The following is a 24,074-nucleotide window of genomic DNA, read 5'->3' as shown; positions in this document are numbered from 1 at the left end:
TGGGGCGGGCATTTTCCGGGCTTACGGGTCCGGGTGCCCGCCCTTCCGGTTTACTCCGTTTTCCGGGCACGGCCCTACCTGGGCCCCGGTCGGCCTGCTTGTCCGGCTGGGGGTTCGGGGGTCGTCCCCCGGGAGAACACAGCACGTAGGTAGAGGTGACAGGTTCAGTGACTCGGTACGGTTCTTTCCCCGGTTCGCGGCCGCGGCGGCTGCGGACGACTCCCACCATGCGGCGCATGGTCGCCGAGACGCGGCTGCATCCGTCCGACCTGATCCTCCCCGCGTTCGTGCGCGAGGGGATCGACGCCCCGGTGGAGATCGGCTCCATGCCGGGCGTGTACCAGCACACCCGTGACTCCCTGAAGAAGGCGGCGGCCGAGGCCGCGGAGGCGGGCGTCTCCGGGATCATGCTGTTCGGCGTGCCGCTGGACGAGAAGAAGGACGGGCGGGGCACGGTCGGCACCGACCCCGACGGCATCCTCCAGCTCGCGCTGCGCGACGTCCGCTCCGAGGTCGGCGACGACCTGCTCGTCATGTCCGACCTGTGCCTGGACGAGTTCACGGACCACGGCCACTGTGGCGTCCTCGACGAGCAGGGCCGGATCGACAACGACGCGACGCTGGAGCGGTACGCGGAGATGGCGCAGGTCCAGGCGGACGCGGGCGCGCACATCGTGGGCCCGAGCGGCATGATGGACGGTCAGATCGGCGTCGTACGCGACGCGTTGGACCAGATCGGGCGCGAGGACGTCGCCGTGCTCGCCTACTCGGTGAAGTACTCCTCCGCCTTCTACGGCCCGTTCCGCGAGGCCGTCGGCTCCTCGCTCAAGGGTGACCGCAAGACGTACCAGCAGGACCCGGCCAACATCCGGGAGTCCCTGCGGGAGTTGGCGCTCGACCTCGAAGAGGGCGCCGACATGGTGATGGTGAAGCCGGCGGGTCCGTACCTCGACATCCTGGCTCGGGTGGCCGACGAGGCGGACGTGCCGGTCGCCGCGTACCAGATCAGTGGCGAGTACGCGATGATCGAGGCGGCGGCGCAGCGGGGCTGGATCGAGCGGGACAAGTCGATCATGGAGTCGCTGCTCGGTATCAAGCGGGCCGGCGCGAACATGATCCTCACGTACTGGGCCACGGAAGTGGCGCGCAAGCTGGACTGAGGGTTCCGGCGCGACGTGGTTGCGGTCGCGGGGCTCTGCCCCGGGCCCCGCGCCTCAAGCGCCGGCGGGGCTGGAATGGGGCGCGTGTCCTGGCCCTTGCTCCTCGATCGGCGGCGTGGAGGCGGGCGCGTTCCGGTCGGCATGACGAAGGGCCGGGCTCGGGGCCCGGCCTTCGCGCGCGTTACCTGACGTGGATCAATTGGCGCCGGTGACGTGGGTGTTGTCCGGCGCCACCGTGACGTGGGTGTTGTTCGGCGTCACGGTGACGTGCGTGTTGGCGGACGCGGAGGCGGCAGCCCCGCCGACGGCGGCGATCGCGACGGCGACGGTGACGAGGGCCTTCTTGGTGCGAGTCATACCTACTCCTCTGGGCGCGATACGAACTCTGGTCGGCGAGTGACGCTAGTGCCAAGAGGGAGAGATGTTCGAGTGTTCGAAGGGTTCCGGCCGTCGAATGGCCTGAACTCGTCCTTGGGTACGCCTCGGCCGCGGCGGTTCCCCCTCCGAGCCGCCGCGGCCGGTCCCCGTCTCCGTGGTGGCTCTCAGGCCGGCTCGCTCGATATGTGCGAGTCCTGCGGGGTGACGGTGCCGCCGGAGATGTGGCTGTCCTGCGGCTTCACCTCGTCGAGTTCTTCGCTCGAGATGTGACTGTCGAGCGGCTTCACCTCGTCGAGTTCTTCGCTCGAGATGTGGCTGTCCTGCGGCTTGATCTTGTCGCTCATGGCGATGGTCCCTCTGTGAGTGGCGTGCGTACGGAAGACGCCCGCCCGGCAACTCCCCCGTGGGTTGCCGGGCGGCCATCGTGGGGGCCGTCACCGTAACGGCCGGCCCCACCGCCAATCCGTCTGCCCCCCGACGCGACGGGTCGGCAAGGAAGAGAGTGGCGCTCCGGGATAAACGAATGATGAACGGCCGCCCGACGGGCCTATGCGGCGACGGGCTTCATCAGCGCCCGGACCTCGGCGGCCTCGGGGGAACCGAGACGCTCGTAGATCGCGAGGGCCTCGCTCCAACAGGCATGGGCCCGATCCGGCTGTCCGAGCATCGCCAACGCCCGGCCCAGGACGGTGAGTATGCCTCCCCTGCGCCACTCGCCACCGATGCCGCGCAGCGCGATGGCCTGCTCGGCGTGGGCGGCGGCGAGCGGGGCCCGCTTGGCCCCGAGATGGACCTCGGCGAGCCGGAGGTGTGTGACGCCCTCCCACAGGGGTTGGCGATTCTCGCGGAAGATGCCGAGTGCGGCGGTGAGTTGGTCGAGGGCCTCGCCATATCGGCGCGCCGCGGTCAGTGCCAGCCCGAGGGCGTACCGTCCGTTGGCCAGGCGCAGGGCCGTGCCGAGGCGGTCGTAGATCTGGATTCCCTGCTCGGCGAGTTCTATGGCGCTGCCGGTTCTGTTCTGGGCCAGGTGGATGCGCGAGAGATTGCAGAGCGCGCTGGCCTCACCGGGAGTGTTCTTGTCCGCCCGGAAGTTCTCCAGGGCCGTACGAAGGTACGTCTCCGCCTGGTCGAGATCGTTCCTGTAGAAGGCGATGATGCCGCGCTCGTGCGGCGCGTGGCCGTCCGACCAGGGGTCCGCGTCGACGTCGAGGTCCATGGCCGCCGCTGCTTCCCGGCCCGCGTCGTCGAACCGGCCCGCGAACGCCCACACCTGGGACAGCGTCGTCCGAGCCCGCGCCTCCGCGACGGCATCGCCCAGGTCATGGGCCGTGTCGCGGAGCGCGACCGCCGCATGCTCGTACCGGAGCGAACTTGCTCCGGACTCGGACAGGTCCTTGGCCACGAGAATGAGGCTCGCCGCCCTGCGCAACAAGGGAGCCCGCAGCGACTGTTGGAGGCAGGCCAGGAGGCATTCGGCCTCTGCGAACAGCCAGTCCAGAGCTGTCGCCTGGTCCGCGAAGGACAGGCCCGGGTGGGTCGTGGGGGCCACGTGGTCCACGAGGCGGTCGCCCGGCCGTTCGATCGCGTAGACGCCCGTCGCCGTCGCCAGATAGAAGTCCAGCAGGCGGGAGAGCGCCCCGTCCCGGTCCGTGCTCGTCTCGTCCCGTTCCGCGCACGCACGCGCGTAGAGGCGTACGAGGTCGTGGTAGCGGTAGCGGCCCGGGGCGGCGGATTCCAGGAGGGAGGTGTCGACCAGGGATTCCAGGACGTCCTCCGTCGACTCGATGTCGAGGTCGAGGACCGCGGAGGCCGCCGCGAGGGAGATGTCGGGGCCGTCGGCGAGGCCGAGGAGGCGGAAGGCGCGGGACTGGGCCGGTTCCAGTTGGCCGTAGCCGAGTTCGAAGGTGGCCTTGACCGCGAGGTCGCCGGCCTGGAGCTCGTCGAGGCGGCGGCGCTCGTCCGCGAGCTTCGCGGCGAGGACCGAGACCGTCCACGTGCGGCGGGCCGCGAGGCGGGAGGCCGCGATGCGGATTGCCAGGGGGAGGAAGCCGCAGGCCGCGACGACGTCGAGCGCCGCCTTGCGCTCCGATGTCACGCGCTCCTCGCCGACGATGCGGGTGAAGAGGAGCAGTGCCTCGTCGGGGGACATGACGTCCAGGTCCACCAGGTGCGCGCCCACCAGGTCGACCATCCGGACGCGGCCCGTGATCAGCGCCGCGCAGCCCGCCGTGCCGGGCAGCAGCGGCCTGACCTGCGCCGCGTCCCGCGCGTTGTCGAGGAGGACCAGGGTCCGGCGGCCGTCGAGGGTCGAGCGGAACAGGGCCGAGCGCTCCTCCAGGGACTCGGGGACCGCCGACTCCGGGACGCCGAGCGCGCGGAGGAAGGAGCCGAGGACCGTCTCGGGTTCGGCGCAGCGCGGGCTCGTGCCCTGGAGGTCCACGTAGAGCTGGCCGTCGGGGAACGCGGCGCGCGCCGCGTGCGCCACGTGCACGGCGAGGGTGGTCTTGCCGACGCCACCGATGCCCGCCACCGCCGAGACCGCCATCACCGAGCCGGTGCCCGATTCGGAGGACGCGGCGGCGAGCGTCTCGCTGAGTTCCGTCACGAAGGACGCGCGGCCTGTGAAGTCCGGGACTGTGGCCGGGAGTTGGGCCGGGCGCTGCGGTGTCTGCGAGGGCTCCGGCGGCTGCGCCGAGGGCTCCGCCAGGGACGGGTCCGCCTGGAGGATGCGCTGCTGGAGCTCCGAGAGGCCGGCGCGCGGGTCCACCCCGAGCTCGTCGGCGAGGAGGCGGCGGGTGTCCGCGTAGACGGCGAGGGCCTCCGCCTGGCGGCCCGAGCGGTAGAGGGCGAGCATCAGCAGTTCGCGCAGGCGCTCGCGGAGGGGGTGGTCCGCGGTGAGCGCGGTGAGGGCCGAGACCGCCTCCGCGTGGCAGCCCTGCTCCAGGTCCATGTCGAGGCGGTTTTCCAGGAGTTGGAGGCGCCATTCGTCGAGGCGGGCGCGCTCCGTCTCCGCGTGCGGACCCGGTACGTGGGCCAGCGGTTCGCCGTCCCAGAGGTCGAGCGCCTCGTTCACCAGCGTCCGCGCCCGGCACAGGTCGGCGGACTGCCGCGCCCGCTCGGCCTGCGCCGCCAGCTCCTCGGCCGCCACGAGGTCAAGGGCGTCGGGCCGCGCCATCCGCAGCGCGTAGCCGCCGGCCTCGGTCTCCAGGACGCCGGGGCCGAGGATCTTGCGCAGCCGCGAGGCGTACGTGCGGATCGCGGCCAGCGCCTGCGACGGGGACTCCTCGCCCCATACGGAGTCGATGAGTTCGGCCGCCGTCGCCGTGCGCCCCTGGCGCAGCAGGAGGGCGGCGAGGAGGGCGCGCTGCTGCGGGGAGCCGGTGGACAGGGGCTCTCCGCCGCGCCAGGCCCGCACCGGTCCGAGCACGCTGAAGCGCAGGTCGGCGCCGGTGGCCGGGGCCGCGTCCGAGGGGTCCTCGGGCGGGGCGGCACGCCGCTGCTCCGGTACCCGCGGTCCACCGGCCATCTTCACTGCTCCCTGCTGCCACGTCCGCACATCATTCTGCCGCGCCGTCCAACCGGCGCGCCGTGTCGCGCGCACATCAAAGACAACTCCCGTCAGTTTGCCTTGTTCCTGACGGAAACGTCAGCCATGGAAGGCACCCATCACAGAGACCTCACGCACGGGCCATCGGGAACCACTGGGTCCCCACTAGCTGACGGGTCGTCAGATCGGCGCTACCGTGAGCGCATGGAGACCACGGAGACAGAAAGCACCCGAAACGTTCAAACTCCCCTGGAATCGGCCGACTTCCCGCGAATCATCTCCGTCGACGACCACACGGTGGAGCCGCCGAACGTCTGGTCCGACCGGCTGCCGAAGAAGTTCCGCGACACCGGGCCCCGTATCGTCCGCGCCCCCCTGAAGGAAATGACCTTCCTGGGCGGGAAGTTCGCACCGGTCATGGGCGCGCCCGGCGACGACGGGCCGATCGGCGACTGGTGGGTGTACGAGGACCTGCACCGGCCGCTGACCAGGCTCGACACCGCGGTGGGCTACGACAGGGACGAGATCAAGCTGGAAGTCATCACGTACGAGCAGATGCGGCCCGGGTCCTTCAGCGTTCCTGAGCGGCTCGCCGACATGGACGTCAACCACGTCCAGTCCGCGCTCTGCTTCCCCACGTTCCCGCGCTTCTGCGGGCAGACGTTCACGGAGGCCAAGGACCGGGAGCTCGGGCTGCTCGGCGTCCGGGCGTACAACGACTGGATGGTGGAGGAGTGGTGCGGGCCCGAGGCGCAGGGGCGGCTCATACCGCTGACCCTCGTACCGCTGTGGGACCCCGAGTTGGCGGCGGCCGAGGTGCGGCGCAATGCCGCGCGCGGGGTGCGGGCGGTCGCGTTCTCGGAGATTCCGCCGCATCTCGGGCTGCCGTCCATCCACACGGACGAGTGGGACCCGTTCCTCGCGGCGTGCGCCGAGACCGGGACCGTCATCGCCATGCACATCGGGTCCAGCAGCAAGATGCCGTCGACGTCGCCGGACGCGCCGCCGGCCGTCGGGTCGACCATCACCTTCGCCAACTGCTGTTTCTCGATGGTGGACTGGCTGATGAGCGGCAAGTTCGAGCGGTTCCCGAGCCTGAAGATCATGTACGCGGAGGGGCAGATCGGGTGGATCCCGTACATCCTCGAGCGGGCCGACGTGGTCTGGGAGGAGAACCGGGGCTGGGGCGGCGTCGCCGACAAGGTGCGCAAGCCGCCGTCGGAGTACTTCGCCGAGCACGTCTTCGGCTGTTTCTTCGACGACGCGTTCGGGCTGAAGAACCTCGACTCGATCGGGGTCGGGAATGTTCTGTACGAGACGGACTATCCGCACTCGGACTCGACGTGGCCCAAGTCGAAGGAGGTCGGTGAGGCGCAGATGGGGCACCTGGCGCCGGATGTGGTGGACCGGCTGGTGCGGGGCAATGCGATTGACCTGCTCGGTCTGGATCGGGATGGGTGCTGGAGGCCCTGATCGGGGGGCGGGTGTGGGGTGGCGGGGGCCGGGTGGCGGGGGCCGGGGGCTCGGTGCTCGGTGCTCGGTGCCCGGAGGCGGGGTTGCGGTCGCGGGGCTCTGCCCCGGGCCCCGCTGCTCAATCGCCGCAGGGGCTTTATTTGGGCCCCGCGCCTCGATCGCCGGCCGGGCTTGAAAGATCGGGGCTCTGCCCCGGACCCCGCGCCTCAATCGCCGGCGGGGCTTTATTTGGGGCTCTGCCCCATACCCCGCTGCTCAATCGCCGCAGGGGCTCTATTTGGGGCCCCGCGGGCTCTCGTCACCAGAGCGGGGATTGATTTGGGGCTCCGCCCCGGGGGGCCGGGGCGGAGCCCCGTGGCGTGGGACCGTGCGAGAACTCTTGCCTGACGCACCGTCAGACCTCAGGATGTTGCGCATCCGCCGAATGTGACGGACCGTCAGGAAACCTAGTGGCAGGGGTTCTCATGGCTTCGCTCGCCTACGGGATGCAGCTCCCGATTCAGTCCCAGAGCGCCATCTACGCCGAACCCTGGGAGGCCGGCGCCGGTGTGGAGGATCTCGCAGAGGTCGCCCGCACCGCCGACCGGAGCGGGTTCGACTACATCGCGAGCTGCGACCACGTCGCCATCCCGCGCCGGCTCGCCGACGCCATGTCGACGACCTGGTACGACCCCGTCGCCACGCTCGCCTTCCTGGCCGGTGTCACCGAACGCGTGCGGCTGCTCAGCCACGTCGCGGTCGTCGGCCTGCGGCATCCGCTCGTCTCGGCCAAGCAGTACGCGACCCTCGACCACCTCAGTGGCGGGCGGCTCGTCCTGGGCGTCGGGGCCGGGCACGTACAGGAGGAGTTCGAGGCGCTCGGCGTCGACTTCGCGCGGCGCGGCGCCGTGCTCGACGAGAGCGTGGACGCGTTGAAGGCCGCGCTCGGGCCCGAGGAATTCCCCGTGCACAAGGGGGAGTTGTTTCGGTTCGAGGGGCTTGGGCAGCGGCCGAGGCCCGCCCAGGCGCGCGTGCCGATCTGGGTCGGCGGCTCCTCCGCCCCCGCCGTGCGCCGGGCCGCGCTCAAGGGCGACGGGTGGCTGCCGCAGGGCGACCCGCGGGACCGGCTCCCGCAGCAGATCGAAAAGCTGCGGCGGCTGCGCGCCGAGGCCGGGATCGAGGCGCCGCTCACCGTGGGCGCGATCACCGAGCCGCTGTACATGGGCGAGCCGACGTGGGACGTCGGGCGGCGCACCCTGTCCGGGTCGGGCGAGGCGATCGCCGAGTCGCTGCGGGCCTACGCCGCGATGGGCGTCCGGCAGATCCAGATCCGCTTCCGCAGCCGGACGCGCGAGGAACTCACCGATCAGATGGCGGCCTTCGCCACCGATACCGCTCCGCACCTGAACGACGTCACCTGATCGACGTCATCCGATCGACGTCAACTGACCGACAAGTTAAGGGGTTTGACGCATGGGCAAGCTCGACGGACGCGTGGTCCTCATCACCGGTGCGGCGCGCGGACAGGGGGAGCAGGAGGCACGGCTCTTCGCCTCGGAGGGGGCGAAGATCGTCGTCGCCGATGTGCTCGACGATCAGGGTGAGGCCGTCGCCAAGGACATCGGCAACGGCAACGCCGTCTACGTACACCTGGACGTGAGCAAGGAGGAGGACTGGGTCGCCGCCGTCGGCTCCGCGAAGGCCGCCTTCGGGAAGATCGACGGGCTCGTCAACAACGCGGGGATTCTGCGGTTCAACGAGCTGGTTTCGACGCCTCTGGATGAGTTTCAGCAGATCATTCAGGTCAATCAGGTGGGGGCGTTTCTGGGGATCAAGACCGTCGCGCCCGAGATCGGTGCCGCGGGCGGCGGGTCCATCGTCAACACCTCCTCGTACACGGGGGTGACGGGCATGGCGTACGTCGGCGCGTACACCGCCACCAAGCACGCCATCGTGGGGCTCACGCGGGTCGCCGCGCTGGAGCTGGCCGCGCAGAAGATCCGCGTCAACGCCGTCTGCCCCGGCGCCATCGACACCGCCATGAGCAACCCCTCCCAGCTCGACCCCGAGGCCAACACCGAGGAGGCGGCCCAGGCGCTCGACGACCTGTACCGCAAGCTCGTGCCGCTCGGCCGGGTCGGGAAGCCGGAGGAGGTCGCGCGGCTCGCGCTCTTCCTCAGCTCCGAGGAGGACTCGGCGTACATCACCGGGCAGCCGTTCGTCGTGGACGGCGGGTGGCTGGCGGGCGTCAGCGTGCTGTGACCGCCCGTTCCCTTTCGAATCGAACTCTCGCTTGAACCCTTCGGGCCAACTCTCCAGCAGTAGCTGACGATGCGTCAGGTATTGACGGTGGGCGGGTCCGGTGGAACAGTCGATCCAACCAATCTGACGATGCGTCAGAAACTGACGAGGACGGTGAACCTCCTTGGAATTCGGGCTCTTTGTACAGGGATACTTGGGCAAGCAGGCGCTGACCGACCCGACGGCCGAGCACCGCGCGCTCATGAACGAGACCGAGTACGTCATCCAGGCGGACAAGTCCGGCTTCAAGTACGCCTGGGCGTCCGAGCACCACTTCCTGGAGGAGTACTCGCACCTTTCCGCGAACGATGTGTTCCTCGGGTACCTGGCCCATGCGACCGAGCGCATTCACTTGGGCTCCGGCATCTTCAATCCGCTCGCGCCGGTCAACCACCCGGTGAAGGTCGCCGAGAAGGTGGCCATGCTCGACCACCTCAGCGAGGGGCGGTTCGAGTTCGGCAGCGGGCGCGGCGCCGGCTCCCACGAGATCCTCGGGTTCATGCCGGGTGTGACCGACATGAACTACACCAAGGAGATCTGGGAAGAGACCATCCGCGAGTTCCCGAAGATGTGGCTCCAGGACGAGTACGTCGGGTTCAAGGGCAAGCACTGGGAGCTGCCGCCCCGCAAGATCCTGCCCAAGCCGTACGGGAAGTCGCACCCCGCCATGTGGTACGCCGCCGGGTCGCCGCCGTCGTACGCCATGGCGGCCAAGAAGGGGCTCGGCGTGCTGGGCTTCAGCGTGCAGAAGGTCTCCGACATGGAGTGGGTGCTCGAGCAGTACAAGACCGCCATCCAGGACCCGGACCCCATCGGTGACTTCGTCAACGACAACGTCATGGTGACGTCCACGGCGATCTGTGCCGAGACGCACGAGAAGGCGGTGCAGATCGCCGTGGGCGGCGGGCTCAACTACCTGCAGTCGCTGCTGTTCCGGTACCACGACACGTTCCCGCGGCCGGAGGGGATACCGGAGTGGCCCGAGCTGCTTCCGGACTACTCCGAGGAGATCATCGAGCTGCTCATCGCCGAGGAGCTGATGATCTGCGGGGACCCGGACGAGGTGCTGCAGCAGTGCAAGCGGTGGGAGCAGGCGGGGGCCGACCAGCTGTCGTTCGGGTTGCCGATCGGGGTGTCGCATGAGGACACGCTCAACTCGATCAAGCTGATCGGGGAGCACGTGATTCCGAAGATCGACACGGATCCGGTGCATCGGACGACCAGGTTCAGGTCGGCTGCGTAGTCCTCTCGGACCGGCCCCGGCTTCCCCTCCCGGACGGAGGTCGGGGTCCTCGGCCTTGCCGTGGTTGACGTCGCGGGGGCTCTGCCCCGGGCCCCGCGGGCTCTCGTCACCAGAGCGGGGCTTGAAAGATCGGGGCTCCGCCCCGGACCCCGCTGCTCAAACGCCGCAGGGGCTTGAAATGCGCCCGTCGCCGGGCTTGAGATGCGCCCGTCATGCGGGCGTGAGATGGCCCGTCGCTGGGCTTGAAGTGTTCCGAATCCCGGAAGGAGACGTCGTCGTATGCTCGACCACCTCATCAAGGGCGCCACCGTTGTCGACGGGACCGGGGCGCCCGGGTTTGTTGCTGATGTCGGGATTCGGGACGGGCGGATTGCCGTTGTCGCCGAGTCCGGAAAGGTCGCCGAGGAGGCGCGGAGTGCCGAGGATGCCTCGGGGCTCGTGCTCGCGCCCGGGTTCGTCGATCCGCATACGCATTACGACGCCCAGTTGTTCTGGGACCCGTACGCCACGCCCTCGTTGAACCATGGGGTGACGACGGTCGCCGGTGGCAACTGCGGTTTCACGCTTGCCCCGTTGAATCCGGAGCAGCCCGGTGACGCCGACTACACGCGGCGGATGATGTCCCGCGTGGAGGGGATGTCGCTGGTCGCCCTCGAAGAGGGTGCGCCGTGGACGTGGAATTCGTTCGGGGACTATCTGGGCGCCCTCGACGGGCGGATCGCCGTCAACGCCGGGTTCATGGTGGGGCACTGCGCCCTGCGGCGGTACGTGATGGGGGCCGAGGCCGTCGGCGGGCAGCCGACTCCTGAGCAACTCGACCGGATGATCGGGCTGTTGAAGGACGCGATGGACGCCGGGGCCTGGGGGCTCTCCACCACCCAGTCGTCCTCGCACTCCGACGGGGACGGCGAGCCCGTCGCCTCCCGGCACGCGAAGCCGGCCGAGCTGATCGCGCTGAGCAAGGCGGTCGGTGAGTACGAGGGGACGCAGATCGAGGCCATCGTGGCCGGGTGTCTCGATCAGTTCAGTGATGATGAGATCGAGTTGTTCGTGGACATGAGCGCTGCTGCCGGCCGGCCGCTCAACTGGAACGTGCTCACCATCGATGCCTCCGTGCCCGAGCGGGTGCCGCGGCAGCTGGAGGCGAGCGAGCGGGCCCGGAAGTCGGGTGGGCGGATCGTCGCGCTGACCATGCCGATCCTGACGCCGATGAACATGTCCCTCGGGACGTTCTGTGCGCTCAATCTGATACCCGGGTGGGGCGAGATCCTCGCGTTGCCCGTCGATGAGCGGATCGCCAAGCTCCGCGACCCCGACGTGCGCGGCGAGATGCTGCGGCGCGCCGACAGCAAGGAGGCCGGCGTCTTCAGGCGGCTCGCGAACTTCGGGCGCTACGTCATCGGGGACACCTACTCCGAGGCCAACGAGGGTCTGAGCGGGCGGGTCGTCAACGACATCGCCGCCGAGCGGGGGCAGGAGCCCTTCGAGTGTCTCGTCGAGATTTGCGCCAACGACGGGCTGAGGACCGTGCTGTGGCCGATGCCGACCGACAACGACCCCGACTCGTGGGCGCTGCGGGCCGAGACCTGGAACCACGAGGACGTCATGCTCGGCGGGTCCGACGCGGGCGCGCACCTGGACCGGATGTGCGGGGCGCCGTACACGACCCGGTTCATCGGGGACTGCCTGCGGGGACGGAAGCTGCTGGGGCTGGAGGAGGCGGTGAAGATGCTCACCGACGATCCCGCGCAGCTCTTCGGACTGCGGGAGCGCGGGCGGATCCAGGAGGGCTGGCACGCCGACCTCGTACTGTTCGATCCCGAGACCATCGATGCCGGCAAGGCGACTCTCCTGCACGATCTGCCGGGCGACAGCCCGCGGCTCGACTCCAAGGCCATCGGCATAACTGCCGTGTGGGTCAACGGGGTTGAGGCCATGCGTGGGGACGTCGTGAGTGGTGCGGTGCCCGGGAAGGTGCTGCGGTCGGGCGCCGATACGCGGACGGTGAGCACCAAGTGAGCGAATCCCAGCGGCTGTTCATCGGCGGCGAGTGGGTCGAGCCCGAGGCCGGGCACTACGACGTCGTCGATCCGGCGCGCGAGTCCGTCGTCGGGCACGCCCCCGAGGCCTCGCGGCAGCAGGTGTACGACGCCGCGCGCGCGGCCCGCGACGCCTTCGGGTCCTGGTCGCGTACGAAGCCGGAGGAGCGGGCCGCGATTCTGGGCCGGGCCGCCGACCTCATGCAGCGGGACTTCGTCGCCAACGCCGAGTTGGCGCAGGCGGAGAGCGGGGCGACGACCGGGACCGCGCGCGGCATGCAGGTCGGCGTGGGCGTCTCGCGGTTCCGGCGGTACGCGAAGGGGGCCCTGGAACCGGTCGAGGAGGCGATGACGCCGCAGATCAACGAGGCCGGGCCGATGGGGAAGGCGGGCGTGACGGGCGCGCTCGCCGTGCGTCAGCCGGTCGGCGTCGTCACCTGCATCACTTCCTACAACAACCCGTGGGCCAACCCGGCGGGCAAGGTCGCCCCCGCGCTCGCCATGGGCAACACGGTCGTCGTGAAGCCCGCGCCGCAGGATCCGCTGTCCGTGTTCCGGATGGCGGCGGCCCTTGAGGAGGCGGGCGTCCCGGCGGGTGTCGTGAACGTCGTCAGCGGGACCGAGGTCGGCGTCGGCGAGGCCGCCGTCGACTCCCCGGACGTCGACATGGTGTCCTTCACCGGCTCCACCGCCGTCGGACAGCGCATCGGCGAGGTCTGCGGCCGGTCCATGAAGCGGCAGTTGATGGAGCTGGGCGGCAAGGGCGCCGCGGTCGTCCTCGACGACGCGGACCTGGACTCGGCGGTGGCCGGCATCGGCACCACGTACGCCTTCTACAGCGGACAGATCTGCACGGCCCCGACGCGGGCGATCGTGCACCGGTCCGTGTACGACGAGTTCGTCGCCAAGCTCACCGCGTACATCGGCTATATGAAGGTCGGTGACCCGCGCGCGAAGGGGACCGTCGTCGGGCCCGTCATCTCGGCGGCACATCGGGAACGGGTCGAGTCCTACGTCGAGTTGGGGCGCAAGGAGGGTGCGACGGTCGTCGCGGGCGGCGAGCGTCCGGCCGGTCTCGACGAGGGGTTCTACGTCGCTCCCACTCTGCTCGCCGACTGCACCAACGACATGCGGGTGGTGCGCGAGGAGATCTTCGGGCCCGTCGTCGCCGTGGTCCCGTTCGACGGCGACGAGGACGAGGCGATCGCGCTCGCGAACGACTCCGACTACGGCCTCATCGACTACGTGTGGTCGGGCGATGTCGCGCGGGCCTTCCGGGTCGCGCGGCGGTTGCGGGCCGGCGGGGTCGGCGTGAACACCATCGGCCGGAACATGGAGGCCCCGTTCGGCGGCTTCAAGAAGAGTGGGGTGGGCCGGGACGTCGGCTCGTACGCCCTGCACGCGTACAGCGAGTGGCAGTCGATCGTCTGGCCGGGATAGCGCACCATCACCGTCGGCCACCGTCGCCGTCGCCATCGGCAGGGAGAACACCACTGGCCGCAACAGCACCACCAGCCCCACGGAACCCTCGGACCGCTCTACTGCGTGTCTACAACTGAGCATGTGAAAATGCGCAATTGTAGATGGTCACTACGGCGGAACCGGGGGTTCCATGCAGGCGCTGGAGGCGCAGGATCCGCGCACGGTCGGTGCGTACCGGGTGCTCGGCCGGATCGGTGAGGGCGGTATGGGGCGGGTCTATCTCGCCCGTAACGCGGGAGGCCGCTCCGTCGCGCTGAAGTTCATCCACGCCGACATGGCGGCGCAACCGGGCTTCCGTGAGCGCTTCCGGCGCGAGGCGGACGTCGTGCGGCGGGTCGGGGCGCCGGGGACGGTGCCGGTCGTCGACACCGGTCTGGAGGAACGGCATCCCTGGTACGCGTCGGAGTACGTGTCGGGGCCCTCCCTCCAGGACTCGGTCGACCGGTTCGGACCGCTGCCCGCAGAATCGTTGTGGCGGCTCGCGGCCGATCTCGCGCAGACCCTGGAGCATGTGCACGGCGACCGGCTCGTGCACCGCGACCTCAAGCCGTCCAACGTGCTGCTGTCGGCCGACGGGCCGCGCCTCATCGACTTCGGGATCGTGCACGCCGCGCTCGACGCGGGTCTCAGCGCGGCGGGCCTCACCTCGACCGGGGCGCGGATCGGCACCCCGGCCTACATGTCGCCCGAGCAGGCGTACGGCGAGAAGGTGACCGCCGCGACCGACGTCTACAGCTACGGGCTCACGCTCGCCTTCGCCGCCACCGGCGTCCAGCCGCACCGGGGCAGCCTCGACCCGCAGCTCCCGGGCGTGGTCGAGGAGTTGCGCAACCTCATCCGGCACTGCCTCGACCCGGAGCCGGAGCGGCGGCCGGACGCGGGGCAGCTCGTCGCCCAGGCACGCACCCGCGACGCCACGAGCGACACGTGGCTGCCCGCGCAGGTCGTCTCGCTGATCGCCCGCACGTCGGGGCAGCTCCTGAACCTGGAGGCGCGGGCCGACACGGTGATGCACGGGGCCGAGGCCGGCCCCGGGTCCACGCAGCCGGACGCGGGCGGCGTGTTCGGGCCGAGCGGCGGGGACTTCCACGACGCGGCCACGCGGGGGCCGGGAGTCGGCCCCGCGTCCCCGCCGCCGCCTTCGACACCGCCCCCGGCACCGTTCCCGGCCCAGCCCTCGACGCCGTACTCGACCCCGCCGGGCGGTGCGCCCTACGGGGGCCACGCCGGGTTCCACGGCGACGCTCAGCAGTCGACGGTCGATGCCTGGTCCTCCTCGTACGGGCGGCAGCAGCCCGCGGCGTACGGGGCGCGGCCGGTGTCGGGGCCGCCCCCGCGCGGTACCGCCGAGCGGCACGACGGGGGTCCCGGGCTGCCGGGGCGTCCGTTGCTCGGTCTCTTGTGGCTGGTGCCCGCGGGGTTCGCCGCGCTGGTGAAGTTCCCCAACGTGTCGGCGCTGATCGTCGGCGCCGCCGTCGTCGTGCTGATCTCCAGGGCGGTCCTGTTGTACCGGCGGGGTGGCAACGACCGCGAGTACTTGGCGTTCTGGGCCGGTCTGGGGGCCGCGGTCGTGCTCGCCCTCTGCATCTCGCCCGGGACGCCCGCGCTGATGGCGATCCTCGCGCTCCTGACGCTCGCCCTGATCTACGCGGTGCCCACCGCCGTCAGCCGGTTCCGTGGCGGGGGCCGCCCGGCGGGGCGCGCGTGACGCAATCGGCACGGGAAAATTTTGAATCGGGCGAAATCGGGCCCGGCTTCGATTACCGAATATCGAACGCCGGGCCCGCAGCCTTGCTATCTGCCGGTAGGGTGAGTCGTGCGCCTGGAAATGATGGGTCGCACGCCCGAATTGCCCATGGATAACCAGCCGTCGCGGCTGTGACAATTCCCGCCAGATCCAACTAGATGTGGAAACCGCAGGACTTAACGTCCTGTTCATGACTCAGTTGGACGCAGGGCCCTCGACGGGGCGGGCCGCAGACACCACCGGGGGCGGCGGGGGCAAGGGCCTCGGCGGGAACTCCGTCGGGCTGCTCGGCAGCGCCGTCATCGGCGTCTCCACGGTCGCGCCGGTCTACTGCCTGACCTCCACGCTCGGCTCCACGGCCGGCGAAGTCGGCCTCCAGATGCCCGCGGTGTTCCTCGCGGGCTTTCTGCCGATGCTGCTCGTGGCGTTCGCGTACCGGGAGCTCAACAAGGTCATGCCGGACTGCGGCACGTCCTTCACCTGGACCGTGAAGGCGTTCGGGCCGCGCGTCGGGTGGATGTGCGGCTGGGGCCTGGTGATCGCGACGATCATCGTCCTGTCGAACCTCGCCGGGGTCGCGACCTCGTACTTCTGGCTGCTCGCGAGCGAGATCAGCAACAACGCCTCGGTGGCGGCGCTCGACGACAACAAGGCCGTCCACATCCTCACGTGCCTGGCCCTGATCGCCGCGGCGACGGCGATCAGCTATCGCGGCATGACCGCGACGAAGGGCGTGCAGTACACGCTGGTCGGGCTCCAGCTGGTGGTGCTCGCCGTCTTCGTCGTGATGGCGGTGGCCAAGGCGGGCTCCGCGGACTTCGCCGGGACCGCGGTGGACTTCTCGTGGTCGTGGCTGAACCCGTTCTCGGTGCAGTCCTTCGGCGCGTTCACGGCGGGCCTGTCCCTCTCGATCTTCATGTACTGGGGCTGGGACACCTGCCTCACCGCCAACGAGGAGACGATCGGCAGCGACAAGACGCCGGGGCGCGCCGCGCTCATCGCGATGGTCGTCCTGGTCGGCTCGTACCTGGCGACGGGCGTCGCGGCGCAGATGATCGTCGGCTCGGGCGACAAGGGCCTCGGACTCGCCAACCCGGAAACGTCCGACAACGTCTTCGCGGCGCTCGCGGGCCCGGTGATGGGCCCGACACTCGGCATCCTTCTCTTCCTCGCCGTCCTCGCCTCGGCCGCGGCCAGCCTCCAGACGACGTTCATCCCGGTCGCCCGCACGGTCCTCGCCATGTCGACGTACGAGGCGCTGCCGGCGTCGTACGCGCGCGTGCACCCGAAGTTCCGCACGCCGGGCCGCGCGACGATCACGGCGGGCGTCGCCACGGCCGTCTTCTACACGGTCATGACGCTGGTCTCCGAGCACGTCCTCGTCGACACGATCTACGCGCTCGGCCTCATGATCTGCTTCTACTACGCCCTGACGGCCTTCGCCTGCGCCTGGTACTTCAAGGCGGAACTGCGCCGCTCGGTCCGCGACTTCACCTTCAAGGGCCTCTTCCCCCTGCTCGGCGGCGTCCTCCTGTCGGCGGTCTTCATCAAGACCCTCGTCGACATGTGGAACCCGGCGTACGGCAGCGGCTCCTCGGTCCTCGGCATCGGCTCGGTCTTCGTGATCGGCGTGGGCCTGCTGCTCGTCGGCGTGGTCATCATGCTGGTGATGGGCCGCCGCAGCCCGGCGTTCTTCCGCGGCGAGATCCTGAACCGGGAGACGCCGGTGCTGGTGGTGGAGGAGCCCTAGGGCGCCTCAGTCCCCCAGGAAGATCGGGTTCGTGAAGGCTGCCAGGGGGCCGGGGAGGCCCTGTGTCGTGGGGGTGTGGCGGATTTCCGCTCGTGCGTACGCCGCGTAGGACGCGGTCGTCGTCCAGGTCGCCGAGGTCGCGCCCGCCGCCGACGTGAACAGGGTGCCCTGGTCCGTGACGATGTGGAGGGTGCAGTCGGGGGCTGCCTTGGCCTTCAGGTGCACCGTGACCGGGGTGTCGGGGGCGACGGTCAGGCGGTCGCCGATGCCCGCCACCTCGCCCTTGCCGCCGGTCGCCGTGAAGGTGAGGTCGACCGACGAGGACTCGGCAACGTACGAGTGGCCCGCCTTGATGCCTGCCTGGATGGCCTCGCGGGTCAGGTCGTCGGCCAGGACCACGGTCTGGGGGCCGCCGACGCGGTCCGGGTCGCGGTGGGCGTCGCTGTTGCCCATCGCGGGGATCCAGCCCGTGCGGCCCTTTGAACGGGCGTACGCGACCAGGGTGTTGTCCCAGTCCGCCAGGGACACCTCGTCGTCCGGCGTGTACGGGCCGTTCCACACCTCGACCGCGTCCGCCTCGCCGAAGCCGAACTTCCAGCCGCAGCCGATGCACGTCGCGTGCGGGTGGGCGGGGACGACCAGGCCGCCCGCGCGGCGGACCTGCTGCGCGTACTTCGCCCAGCGGTTGTCGCGGGCCCGGTAGCGCCAGTCGATGAACGTGCCGGGGTCGGTGCCGAGGGCGACCACGTGGCCGTTGCGGGTGGTGATCTCCTCGCCGATCAGCACGAGGAGGTCGTCGCCCGCCACGTCCGACCAGTGGGCGTGGGACGAATACGTGTTGTGGTCGGACGTGTTGATGAAGTCCAGGCCTGCGGCGCGGGCCAGTTCGCCGATCTCCTGCGGCGTGCGGCGGCCGTCCGAGTACCAGGTGTGGATGTGGCAGTCGCCGCGGTACCAGGCGCGGCCCCGGCCGCGGGCGCGCTCCGGCGGGTACGTCGGGCGGGGTGTCTTGCCGGGCGCGCCGTGCGTCAGCGTCACCGTCACCTCGTACGGCAGGCCCTCCGGCGCCACCGTGTACGGGCCGAGCGCGATGTTCCAGGTGCCGGGGCGGACCGGGCCAGGGATGTAGCCGGGCGTCGCGTCGTCGGCGCGGACGAAGAACTCGGTGCGGGCGCCGCCGGACCAGCCGCGGAAGCCCTTGCCGCCGAGCTCCGTGCCGCGCTCGTCGAAGACACCGATGTCGAGGGCGTTGTTCTGGGTGCCGGCCGGGAGCCCGGTGGCTTTCTCGTACGTGTAGGAGACCTTGATCTCGCGTACCCCTGAGGGCACCTCGACCGGGAGGTACACGTAGTCGGGCGCGCCCGGCGGCAGGGTGCCCTTGAGCGTCTTGGTGGACTGCGAGCCCTCGGCGGCATCGGCGGCATCGGCTGCGCTGGCGAAGCTCATGCCGGTGAGGGTAAGCGCCCCCGCGGCCCCCGTCGTGAGCAGCGCGCGTCTGCCGATGCCGTGTTCGTCGCCGGGCGTCTCGTCGGTGCACATGGTGCGGCTCCCCAGGGTGTCGGATGTGACGTGGGTGACCCTGGCATTGAGCCGTGAACTCCCCTCGAAGGGAAGGGGAGCGGCAGATTGCGTACGGCTACGACTACGGCTGTGGCTACGACTTCCGGCCGCGCAGGAACCGGGTCAGGACGAGCAGCACGACGATGACGACCAGCACGAGCAGGATCAGGCCGATCACCCCGAATGAGCTCTTCTTCTTCTTTTTCTTCTTGCTCTTCTTGCCGAACGATTTGTTGACGGTCTTGCCGACCTTCGTGATGACCGTCCTGTTGGTGGCCTGTGGGCTCGTCTTGGAGGCGGACTTCGTCGCTGGACTGTTCGCGGCAGCAGCTGTCGAAGTCGTCCCGGTTGTGGGGGCGGACGCGGATGCGGTCGCCGGAACACCGCCGAGCAGCAGCCCGCCCAGCAGCATCAGTACGGTCGTGGGTCGTGCGCGCAGAAGCATGCCGGGAGCGTAGGGGAGGACGGGGGCGTCGGGAAGGGCACAGGCGGGCGCCCTCGTAGTGTCCGGATGGCGCTCGTATGCTCGGTTCATGAGTGATCAGGACGCCGTACCGCAGCCCCCCGAGGCAGACCGTCCCACCGCCAACGCGATGCGCCGCGCACTGAAAAGGGCCAGAGACGGTGTGGCGCTCGATGTCACGGAGGCCGCCGTGCTGCTTCAGGCGCGCGGCGACGACCTGGCCGACCTCACCACGTCCGCCGCCCGCGTGCGCGACGCGGGCCTGGAGGCGGCGGGCCGGCCGGGTGTCATCACGTACAGCAAGAGCGTGTTCATCCCGCTCACCCGGCTGTGCCGTGACAAGTGCCACTACTGCACGTTCGTGACCGTCCCCGGCAAACTGCGCCGCGAGGGTCACGGAATGTTCATGTCGCCCGACGAGGTCCTCGACATCGCGCGCAAGGGTGCCGAACTCGGCTGCAAGGAAGCGCTGATCACCCTCGGCGACAAGCCGGAGGACCGGTGGCCCGAGGCGCGGGAATGGCTGGACGCGCACGGGTACGACGACACCATCGCGTACGTGCGTGCCATATCCATTCGCATCCTGGAGGAGACCGGGCTGCTGCCGCACCTCAACCCCGGGGTGATGTCCTGGACGGACTTCCAGCGGCTCAAGCCCGTCGCGCCCTCCATGGGCATGATGCTGGAGACGACCGCCGAGCGGCTGTGGTCCGAGCCGGGGATGCCGCACTACGGCTCGCCCGACAAGGAACCGGCCGTCCGGCTGCGGGTGTTGGAGGACGCGGGCCGCTCGTCCGTGCCGTTCACCAGCGGGCTGCTCATCGGGATCGGGGAGACGTACGAGGAGCGCGCCGACTCGCTGTTCGCGCTGCGCCGCGTCGCCCGCTCGTACCACGGCATCCAAGAGCTGATCATCCAGAACTTCCGCGCCAAGCCGGACACGGCGATGCGCGGCATGCCGGACGCCGAACTCGACGACCTCGTCGCGACGGTCGCCGTGGCCCGCCACATCATGGGCCCGTCGGGGAACCTCCAGGCCCCGCCGAACCTCGTCGACGGCGAGTACGCGCGCCTCATCGACGCCGGGATCGACGACTGGGGCGGCGTCTCCCCGGTGACCATCGACCACGTGAACCCCGAGAAGCCGTGGCCGAAGCTGGAGGAGCTGGCGGCGCAGTCGGCGGAGGTCGGCTTCGAGCTGCGTGAACGGCTGTGTGTCTACCCGGAGTTCGTGACGCGCGGCGAGCCGTGGCTGGACCCGCGTCTGCTCCCGCACGTCAACGCCCTGTCCGACGCCGACGGTCTGGCCGTGGCCGACGCGCCCGTCGTCGGCCGCCCCTGGCAGGAGCCCGACGAGGAGTTCACCGCCAGCGGCCGCACCGATCTGCACCGCACCATCGACACCGAGGGCCGTACGAAGGACCGTCGCGACGACTTCGACGTCGTGTACGGCGACTGGGAGGCGCTGCGCGAGCAGGCGGCCCCCGGCATGGTGCCTTCGCGTATCGACGGCGACGTACGCCAGGCGCTCAAGCAGGCGGCCGACGACCCGACGAAGCTCACCGACGACGAGGCCCTCGCCCTGCTGCACGCGGACGGCCCCGCCCTCGACGCCCTCTGCGGCATCGCGGACGACATCCGTAAGTCGGTGGTCGGCGACGACGTCACGTACATCGTCACGCGGAACATCAACTTCACGAACGTCTGCTACACCGGCTGCCGCTTCTGCGCGTTCGCGCAGCGCCGCACGGACGCCGACGCGTACACCCTGTCCCTGGACCAGGTCGCGGACCGGGCCCAACAGGCCTGGGACGTAGGGGCTGTTGAGGTCTGCATGCAGGGCGGCATCCACCCGGACCTGCCCGGTACGGCGTACTTCGACATCGCGAAGGCGGTCAAGGAGCGCGTGCCCGGCATGCACGTCCACGCCTTCTCGCCGATGGAGGTCGTCAACGGCGCGACCCGCACCGGCATGTCCATCCGCGAGTGGCTGACCGCCGCGCGCGAGGCGGGCCTCGACTCCATCCCCGGCACGGCGGCCGAGATCCTCGACGACGAGGTCCGCTGGATCCTCACGAAGGGCAAGCTGCCGGCGGCGACGTGGATCGAGGTCATCAAGACCGCCCACGAGCTGGGCATCCGCTCGTCCTCGACGATGATGTACGGGCACGTGGACCAGCCCCGCCACTGGCTCGGCCACCTCCGCACTCTGGCGTCCATCCAGCAGGAGACAGGCGGCTTCACGGAGTTCGTGACGCTCCCCTTCATCCACACCAACGCGCCGGTCTACCTGGCGGGCATCGCGCGCCCCGGCCCGACCACCCGCGACAACCGGGCGGTCACGGCGATGGCCCGCGTCCTCCTGCACCCGCACATCCCCAACATCCAGACCAGCTGGGTGAAGTTGGGGACGGAGGGCGCGGCCGAGATGCTGCGCTCGGGCGCCAACGACCTGGGCGGCACGCTCATGGAGGAGACCATCTCCCGGATGGCGGGCTCGTCCTACGGCTCGTACAAGTCGGTCAAGGACCTGATCGCGGTCGCGGACGCGGCGGGCCGCCCGTCGAAGCCGCGGACCACCTTGTACGGGGAGGTGCCCGAGGAGCGGGTGGGCGCTGCCCAGGCGTCGGACGGCCATCTGCCGGAGCTGCTGCCGGTGTTGGAGCCGTAGAGGCGGGGCGCCACAGAACGGTCGGGTCCCGGGCCCGCCGCCGCTGACAGGGTGGGCGGCCGGGCCCGAGCGCGCAGGCTCTCCCGCTCTGCCTGCGCCACAGTCCGCCGCCGTACGTGGGATGGAGGGGAGCGGCGGGTGGGCGGCGCCGACGCCGTCCATCTTCCGCGACATCCCGTGAGCGGGGCGGTATCAGGAAGGTACGGCCCGCTCCCGGGGCCGGTCTCGCCGTTTTGCGCGGGGCCGCTATCCGGTTCGCGCGAGGCTTCGCGAGGCGGCGAGCGTACGGGAAGGGGGCTCGCCGAACCGGTCCCGGTAGCGCCGGGAGAACCGGCCCAGGTGGGCGAAGCCCCAGCGGTAGGCGACCTCGGTGACCGTGGTCTCGCCGGGCGCGGCGACGCGCAGCGCCATCCGCACGTGCTGCATCCGCACCTCGTGCACGTACCCCATGGGCGTCATGCGCGCCTGTGACCGGAACGCCTCCTGCAGCGTGCGCAGGCCGACCTGGGCGACGGCGGCGAGCCGGTTCGCGTCCCAGGGCTCGGCCGGGTTGTCGCGCACCGCGTCCATGACGCGCTTCACAGCGACGGCGGGCATGGAGAGCGGAGGCGCGTCGAGGGCGTCGCGGTAGCGGTGGTCGGTGGCGAGCAACAGGCCTTCCAGCAAGGTCTGTTCGATCCGGCCTCGGACCATGGGGCTCTGCAGCAGACCGCCCGGGCTGTTCGCGTCGAGCGCGGCCCAGCGCGCCAGACCCGCCCAACTGCGTCCGGCTCCCCGGGAGATGTCGAACGACGGGCTGAAGTCGGCATTGCGGTGCGCGGGCCTGCCCAGCAGTACCTCCAGCTGTCGGTGCACCGCCGCCTTGTCGATCTTGATGGTGAGGGTGTCGCAGTCGGGCGAGAAGTCGCCGACCCGGAAGCTCTTCGGGGGATTCATCATGCCGCCCGTGCGGGCCGACACGGGGGTGTCGGGCGCCCGGCCCTGACCGATGCTGAAGGAGCCGGTCGTCGGCGCCACGACGTGGTAGCCCTCCAGGTCGGGGACGTAGACCCGGATGGAGGCGCCGAACGACATGCGCCCGATCGTCACGCCACCCAGCACCACGACGTCGGCGTCGAGCTCGAAGTCCTGTGCCGAGGGCGTGTCCAGCTTCATGTCGTAGAACTGCTGCGACAGCACGGCGCGCGCCTCGTCCACGGAACGCGTGGTGAAGCGGTTGGCCGCGCTCGCAGGACCCTGCCCCTTGTCCGCGTCCATGGCGTCCCACCCTTTCCGGTGCCCCTCAGCACCAGAAGACGTGTGCTTCCAGGGTCCTCCGTCGGGAGGGGCGGTGGGGCGGTTTTCGGGGCAATGTTTCCGGGGTTCGCGGATGTGGATGGCGCTCCGGAACCCGAGTTGGCGAGATCCGGTGATCCGGTACGCCACCCCCCAAAGAAAGGGTTGGGAAAAACCAAACCCACCCACCTCACCTCCGGACGTAAGCCACCGGAGGGGCATCACTCGCGAGAGTGACGATCGCCAACTCGACTGGCGAACACGCGAGTTCGTGGTGCACTCTCTGCCGCATATGCAAAGCGGCCCCCGCCGGGACTGGCATCCCGGACGAGGGCCTAACCACCAAGGAAGAAAGAGGCTTCCCGATGTCTGGGCAACAGATTAGCGCGCCTTCGCGCGCCCATTCCGGCCGTTCGGCCACACCGCCACGCGGCCTTCACCGCTCCCGGGAGCGCCACATGTCCGAGTTCACCGTCGTCGGGCATCATGGTCGATGCGGGAGAGGGAGACCTGCGCGCCCCCATGGCCGAGATCCGGGCGATCCGGGAGACGGCTGAGGCAGAGGCCGGGTTGTGACCGACTGGACCTGGGACTACAACCCGAGCGCCGAGTACGTCATGGAAGGGCTTCCGCCGGGAGTGGTGGCGGATTCATCAGCTTCCTCGCGATTCCCCGGCACGCCTGTGTCTACATCTGCAATGTGACCTGGTACGGCTGAGTTGCCATGGGGCTGAAACTTGTACGTGTCCACGCGGACGAAGCGGACATCGCGCTGATCAAAGAAGCGTCAGGACGCCTGGGAGTGTCCGAGGACGAGCTGATCAGAGAGGGAATCCATCGCATCGCGATGGCCTGCCGTGTCTGGGACGAGCCCTTCATCGCCGATGAGCAGACCATCGATCTGGGCGAGGCGGGACCCACGAACAACCGCCCGTGCTCCGCGTGAGCGCAGGCGTCCACGATCCCATCACTTCGTGAACATTCCTGGTCGACGTCGGTCGATTAC

Annotated in this window: 17 protein-coding genes; 11 read left to right on the top strand and 6 right to left on the bottom strand. The window is 70.2% G+C overall.

Annotated features, from left to right (window positions below; genetic code table 11):
• The first annotated feature begins 167 nt into the window (after window positions 1-167).
• Window positions 168-1,160, top strand: coding sequence for a porphobilinogen synthase (hemB, locus tag OHA73_RS20100; protein WP_266711264.1), 993 nt, complete (start codon window positions 168-170; stop codon window positions 1,158-1,160).
• 195 nt (window positions 1,161-1,355) lie between these two features.
• Here the strand turns inward: hemB and OHA73_RS20095 are convergent, their stop codons facing one another.
• The 3 genes from OHA73_RS20095 to OHA73_RS20085 form a co-directional block, all read right to left on the bottom strand.
• Complete coding sequence (locus tag OHA73_RS20095) at window positions 1,356-1,517, bottom strand: hypothetical protein (protein WP_327655761.1); 162 nt, start codon at window positions 1,515-1,517, stop codon at window positions 1,356-1,358.
• A gap of 185 nt (window positions 1,518-1,702) precedes the next feature.
• Window positions 1,703-1,882, bottom strand: a complete 180-nt coding sequence (locus OHA73_RS20090; RefSeq protein ID WP_327655760.1) for a hypothetical protein — start codon at window positions 1,880-1,882, stop codon at window positions 1,703-1,705.
• Window positions 1,883-2,085: 203 nt separating this feature from the next.
• A complete protein-coding gene (locus OHA73_RS20085; protein WP_327655759.1) occupies window positions 2,086-5,064 on the bottom strand; it encodes an AfsR/SARP family transcriptional regulator in 2,979 nt (992 codons plus the stop codon).
• A gap of 225 nt (window positions 5,065-5,289) precedes the next feature.
• Between OHA73_RS20085 and OHA73_RS20080 the strand changes: the two genes are divergently transcribed.
• From OHA73_RS20080 to OHA73_RS20045, 8 genes are all read left to right on the top strand, one after another.
• A complete protein-coding gene (locus OHA73_RS20080) occupies window positions 5,290-6,558 on the top strand; it encodes an amidohydrolase family protein (RefSeq protein WP_266711260.1) in 1,269 nt (422 codons plus the stop codon).
• A gap of 464 nt (window positions 6,559-7,022) precedes the next feature.
• Window positions 7,023-7,958, top strand: coding sequence for an LLM class F420-dependent oxidoreductase (locus OHA73_RS20075; protein WP_327655758.1), 936 nt, complete (start codon window positions 7,023-7,025; stop codon window positions 7,956-7,958).
• A gap of 52 nt (window positions 7,959-8,010) precedes the next feature.
• Window positions 8,011-8,799, top strand: a complete 789-nt coding sequence (locus OHA73_RS20070; protein ID WP_266711258.1) for an SDR family NAD(P)-dependent oxidoreductase — start codon at window positions 8,011-8,013, stop codon at window positions 8,797-8,799.
• 163 nt (window positions 8,800-8,962) lie between these two features.
• Window positions 8,963-10,081, top strand: a complete 1,119-nt coding sequence (locus tag OHA73_RS20065) for an LLM class flavin-dependent oxidoreductase (protein ID WP_266711257.1) — start codon at window positions 8,963-8,965, stop codon at window positions 10,079-10,081.
• 279 nt (window positions 10,082-10,360) lie between these two features.
• A complete protein-coding gene (locus tag OHA73_RS20060; RefSeq protein ID WP_327655757.1) occupies window positions 10,361-12,100 on the top strand; it encodes an N-acyl-D-amino-acid deacylase family protein in 1,740 nt (579 codons plus the stop codon).
• Window positions 12,097-13,560, top strand: coding sequence for an aldehyde dehydrogenase family protein (locus OHA73_RS20055; protein WP_327655756.1), 1,464 nt, complete (start codon window positions 12,097-12,099; stop codon window positions 13,558-13,560). Before OHA73_RS20060 ends, OHA73_RS20055 begins: the two co-directional genes overlap by 4 nt.
• Before the next feature lie 172 nt (window positions 13,561-13,732).
• Complete coding sequence (locus OHA73_RS20050) at window positions 13,733-15,310, top strand: serine/threonine-protein kinase (RefSeq protein WP_327655755.1); 1,578 nt, start codon at window positions 13,733-13,735, stop codon at window positions 15,308-15,310.
• A 229-nt stretch (window positions 15,311-15,539) separates the two neighbouring features.
• Window positions 15,540-17,099 carry an APC family permease gene (locus OHA73_RS20045; protein WP_327655754.1) on the top strand — a complete coding sequence of 520 codons (1,560 nt, stop codon included), beginning with the start codon at window positions 15,540-15,542 and terminating at the stop codon, window positions 17,097-17,099.
• A 6-nt stretch (window positions 17,100-17,105) separates the two neighbouring features.
• On the opposite strand, the gene OHA73_RS20040 is transcribed toward OHA73_RS20045, so the two are convergent.
• Together OHA73_RS20040 and OHA73_RS20035 are read right to left on the bottom strand one after the other, a co-directional pair.
• Window positions 17,106-18,638 (bottom strand): CehA/McbA family metallohydrolase, encoded by a 1,533-nt coding sequence (locus OHA73_RS20040; RefSeq protein ID WP_327655753.1) that lies wholly within the window; start codon window positions 18,636-18,638, stop codon window positions 17,106-17,108.
• Window positions 18,639-18,753: 115 nt separating this feature from the next.
• The gene (locus tag OHA73_RS20035) at window positions 18,754-19,104 is read right to left on the bottom strand and encodes a hypothetical protein (RefSeq protein ID WP_266711251.1); all 351 of its coding nucleotides are present in this window, start codon (window positions 19,102-19,104) and stop codon (window positions 18,754-18,756) included.
• A gap of 88 nt (window positions 19,105-19,192) precedes the next feature.
• On the opposite strand from OHA73_RS20035, the gene OHA73_RS20030 reads away from it, so the two are divergent.
• Complete coding sequence (locus tag OHA73_RS20030; RefSeq protein WP_327655752.1) at window positions 19,193-21,793, top strand: bifunctional FO biosynthesis protein CofGH; 2,601 nt, start codon at window positions 19,193-19,195, stop codon at window positions 21,791-21,793.
• Between the two features lie 246 nt (window positions 21,794-22,039).
• Here OHA73_RS20030 and OHA73_RS20025 read toward each other — a convergent pair whose 3' ends face one another.
• Entirely contained in the window at window positions 22,040-23,050 is a 1,011-nt protein-coding gene (locus OHA73_RS20025) for an AraC family transcriptional regulator (RefSeq protein WP_327655751.1), read from the bottom strand.
• 742 nt (window positions 23,051-23,792) lie between these two features.
• Here OHA73_RS20025 and OHA73_RS20020 point away from each other — a divergent pair.
• On the top strand, window positions 23,793-24,014 hold the full coding sequence (locus tag OHA73_RS20020; RefSeq protein ID WP_266711248.1) for a hypothetical protein: 222 nt from the start codon (window positions 23,793-23,795) through the stop codon (window positions 24,012-24,014).
• Window positions 24,015-24,074: the final 60 nt, after the last annotated feature.

The organism is Streptomyces sp. NBC_00483, from assembly GCF_036013745.1.
Classification (GTDB): Bacteria; Actinomycetota; Actinomycetes; order Streptomycetales; family Streptomycetaceae; genus Streptomyces.
The sequence above is the reverse complement of the archived record's forward strand: the minus strand, read 5'-3'. Positions and strand labels throughout refer to the sequence as shown.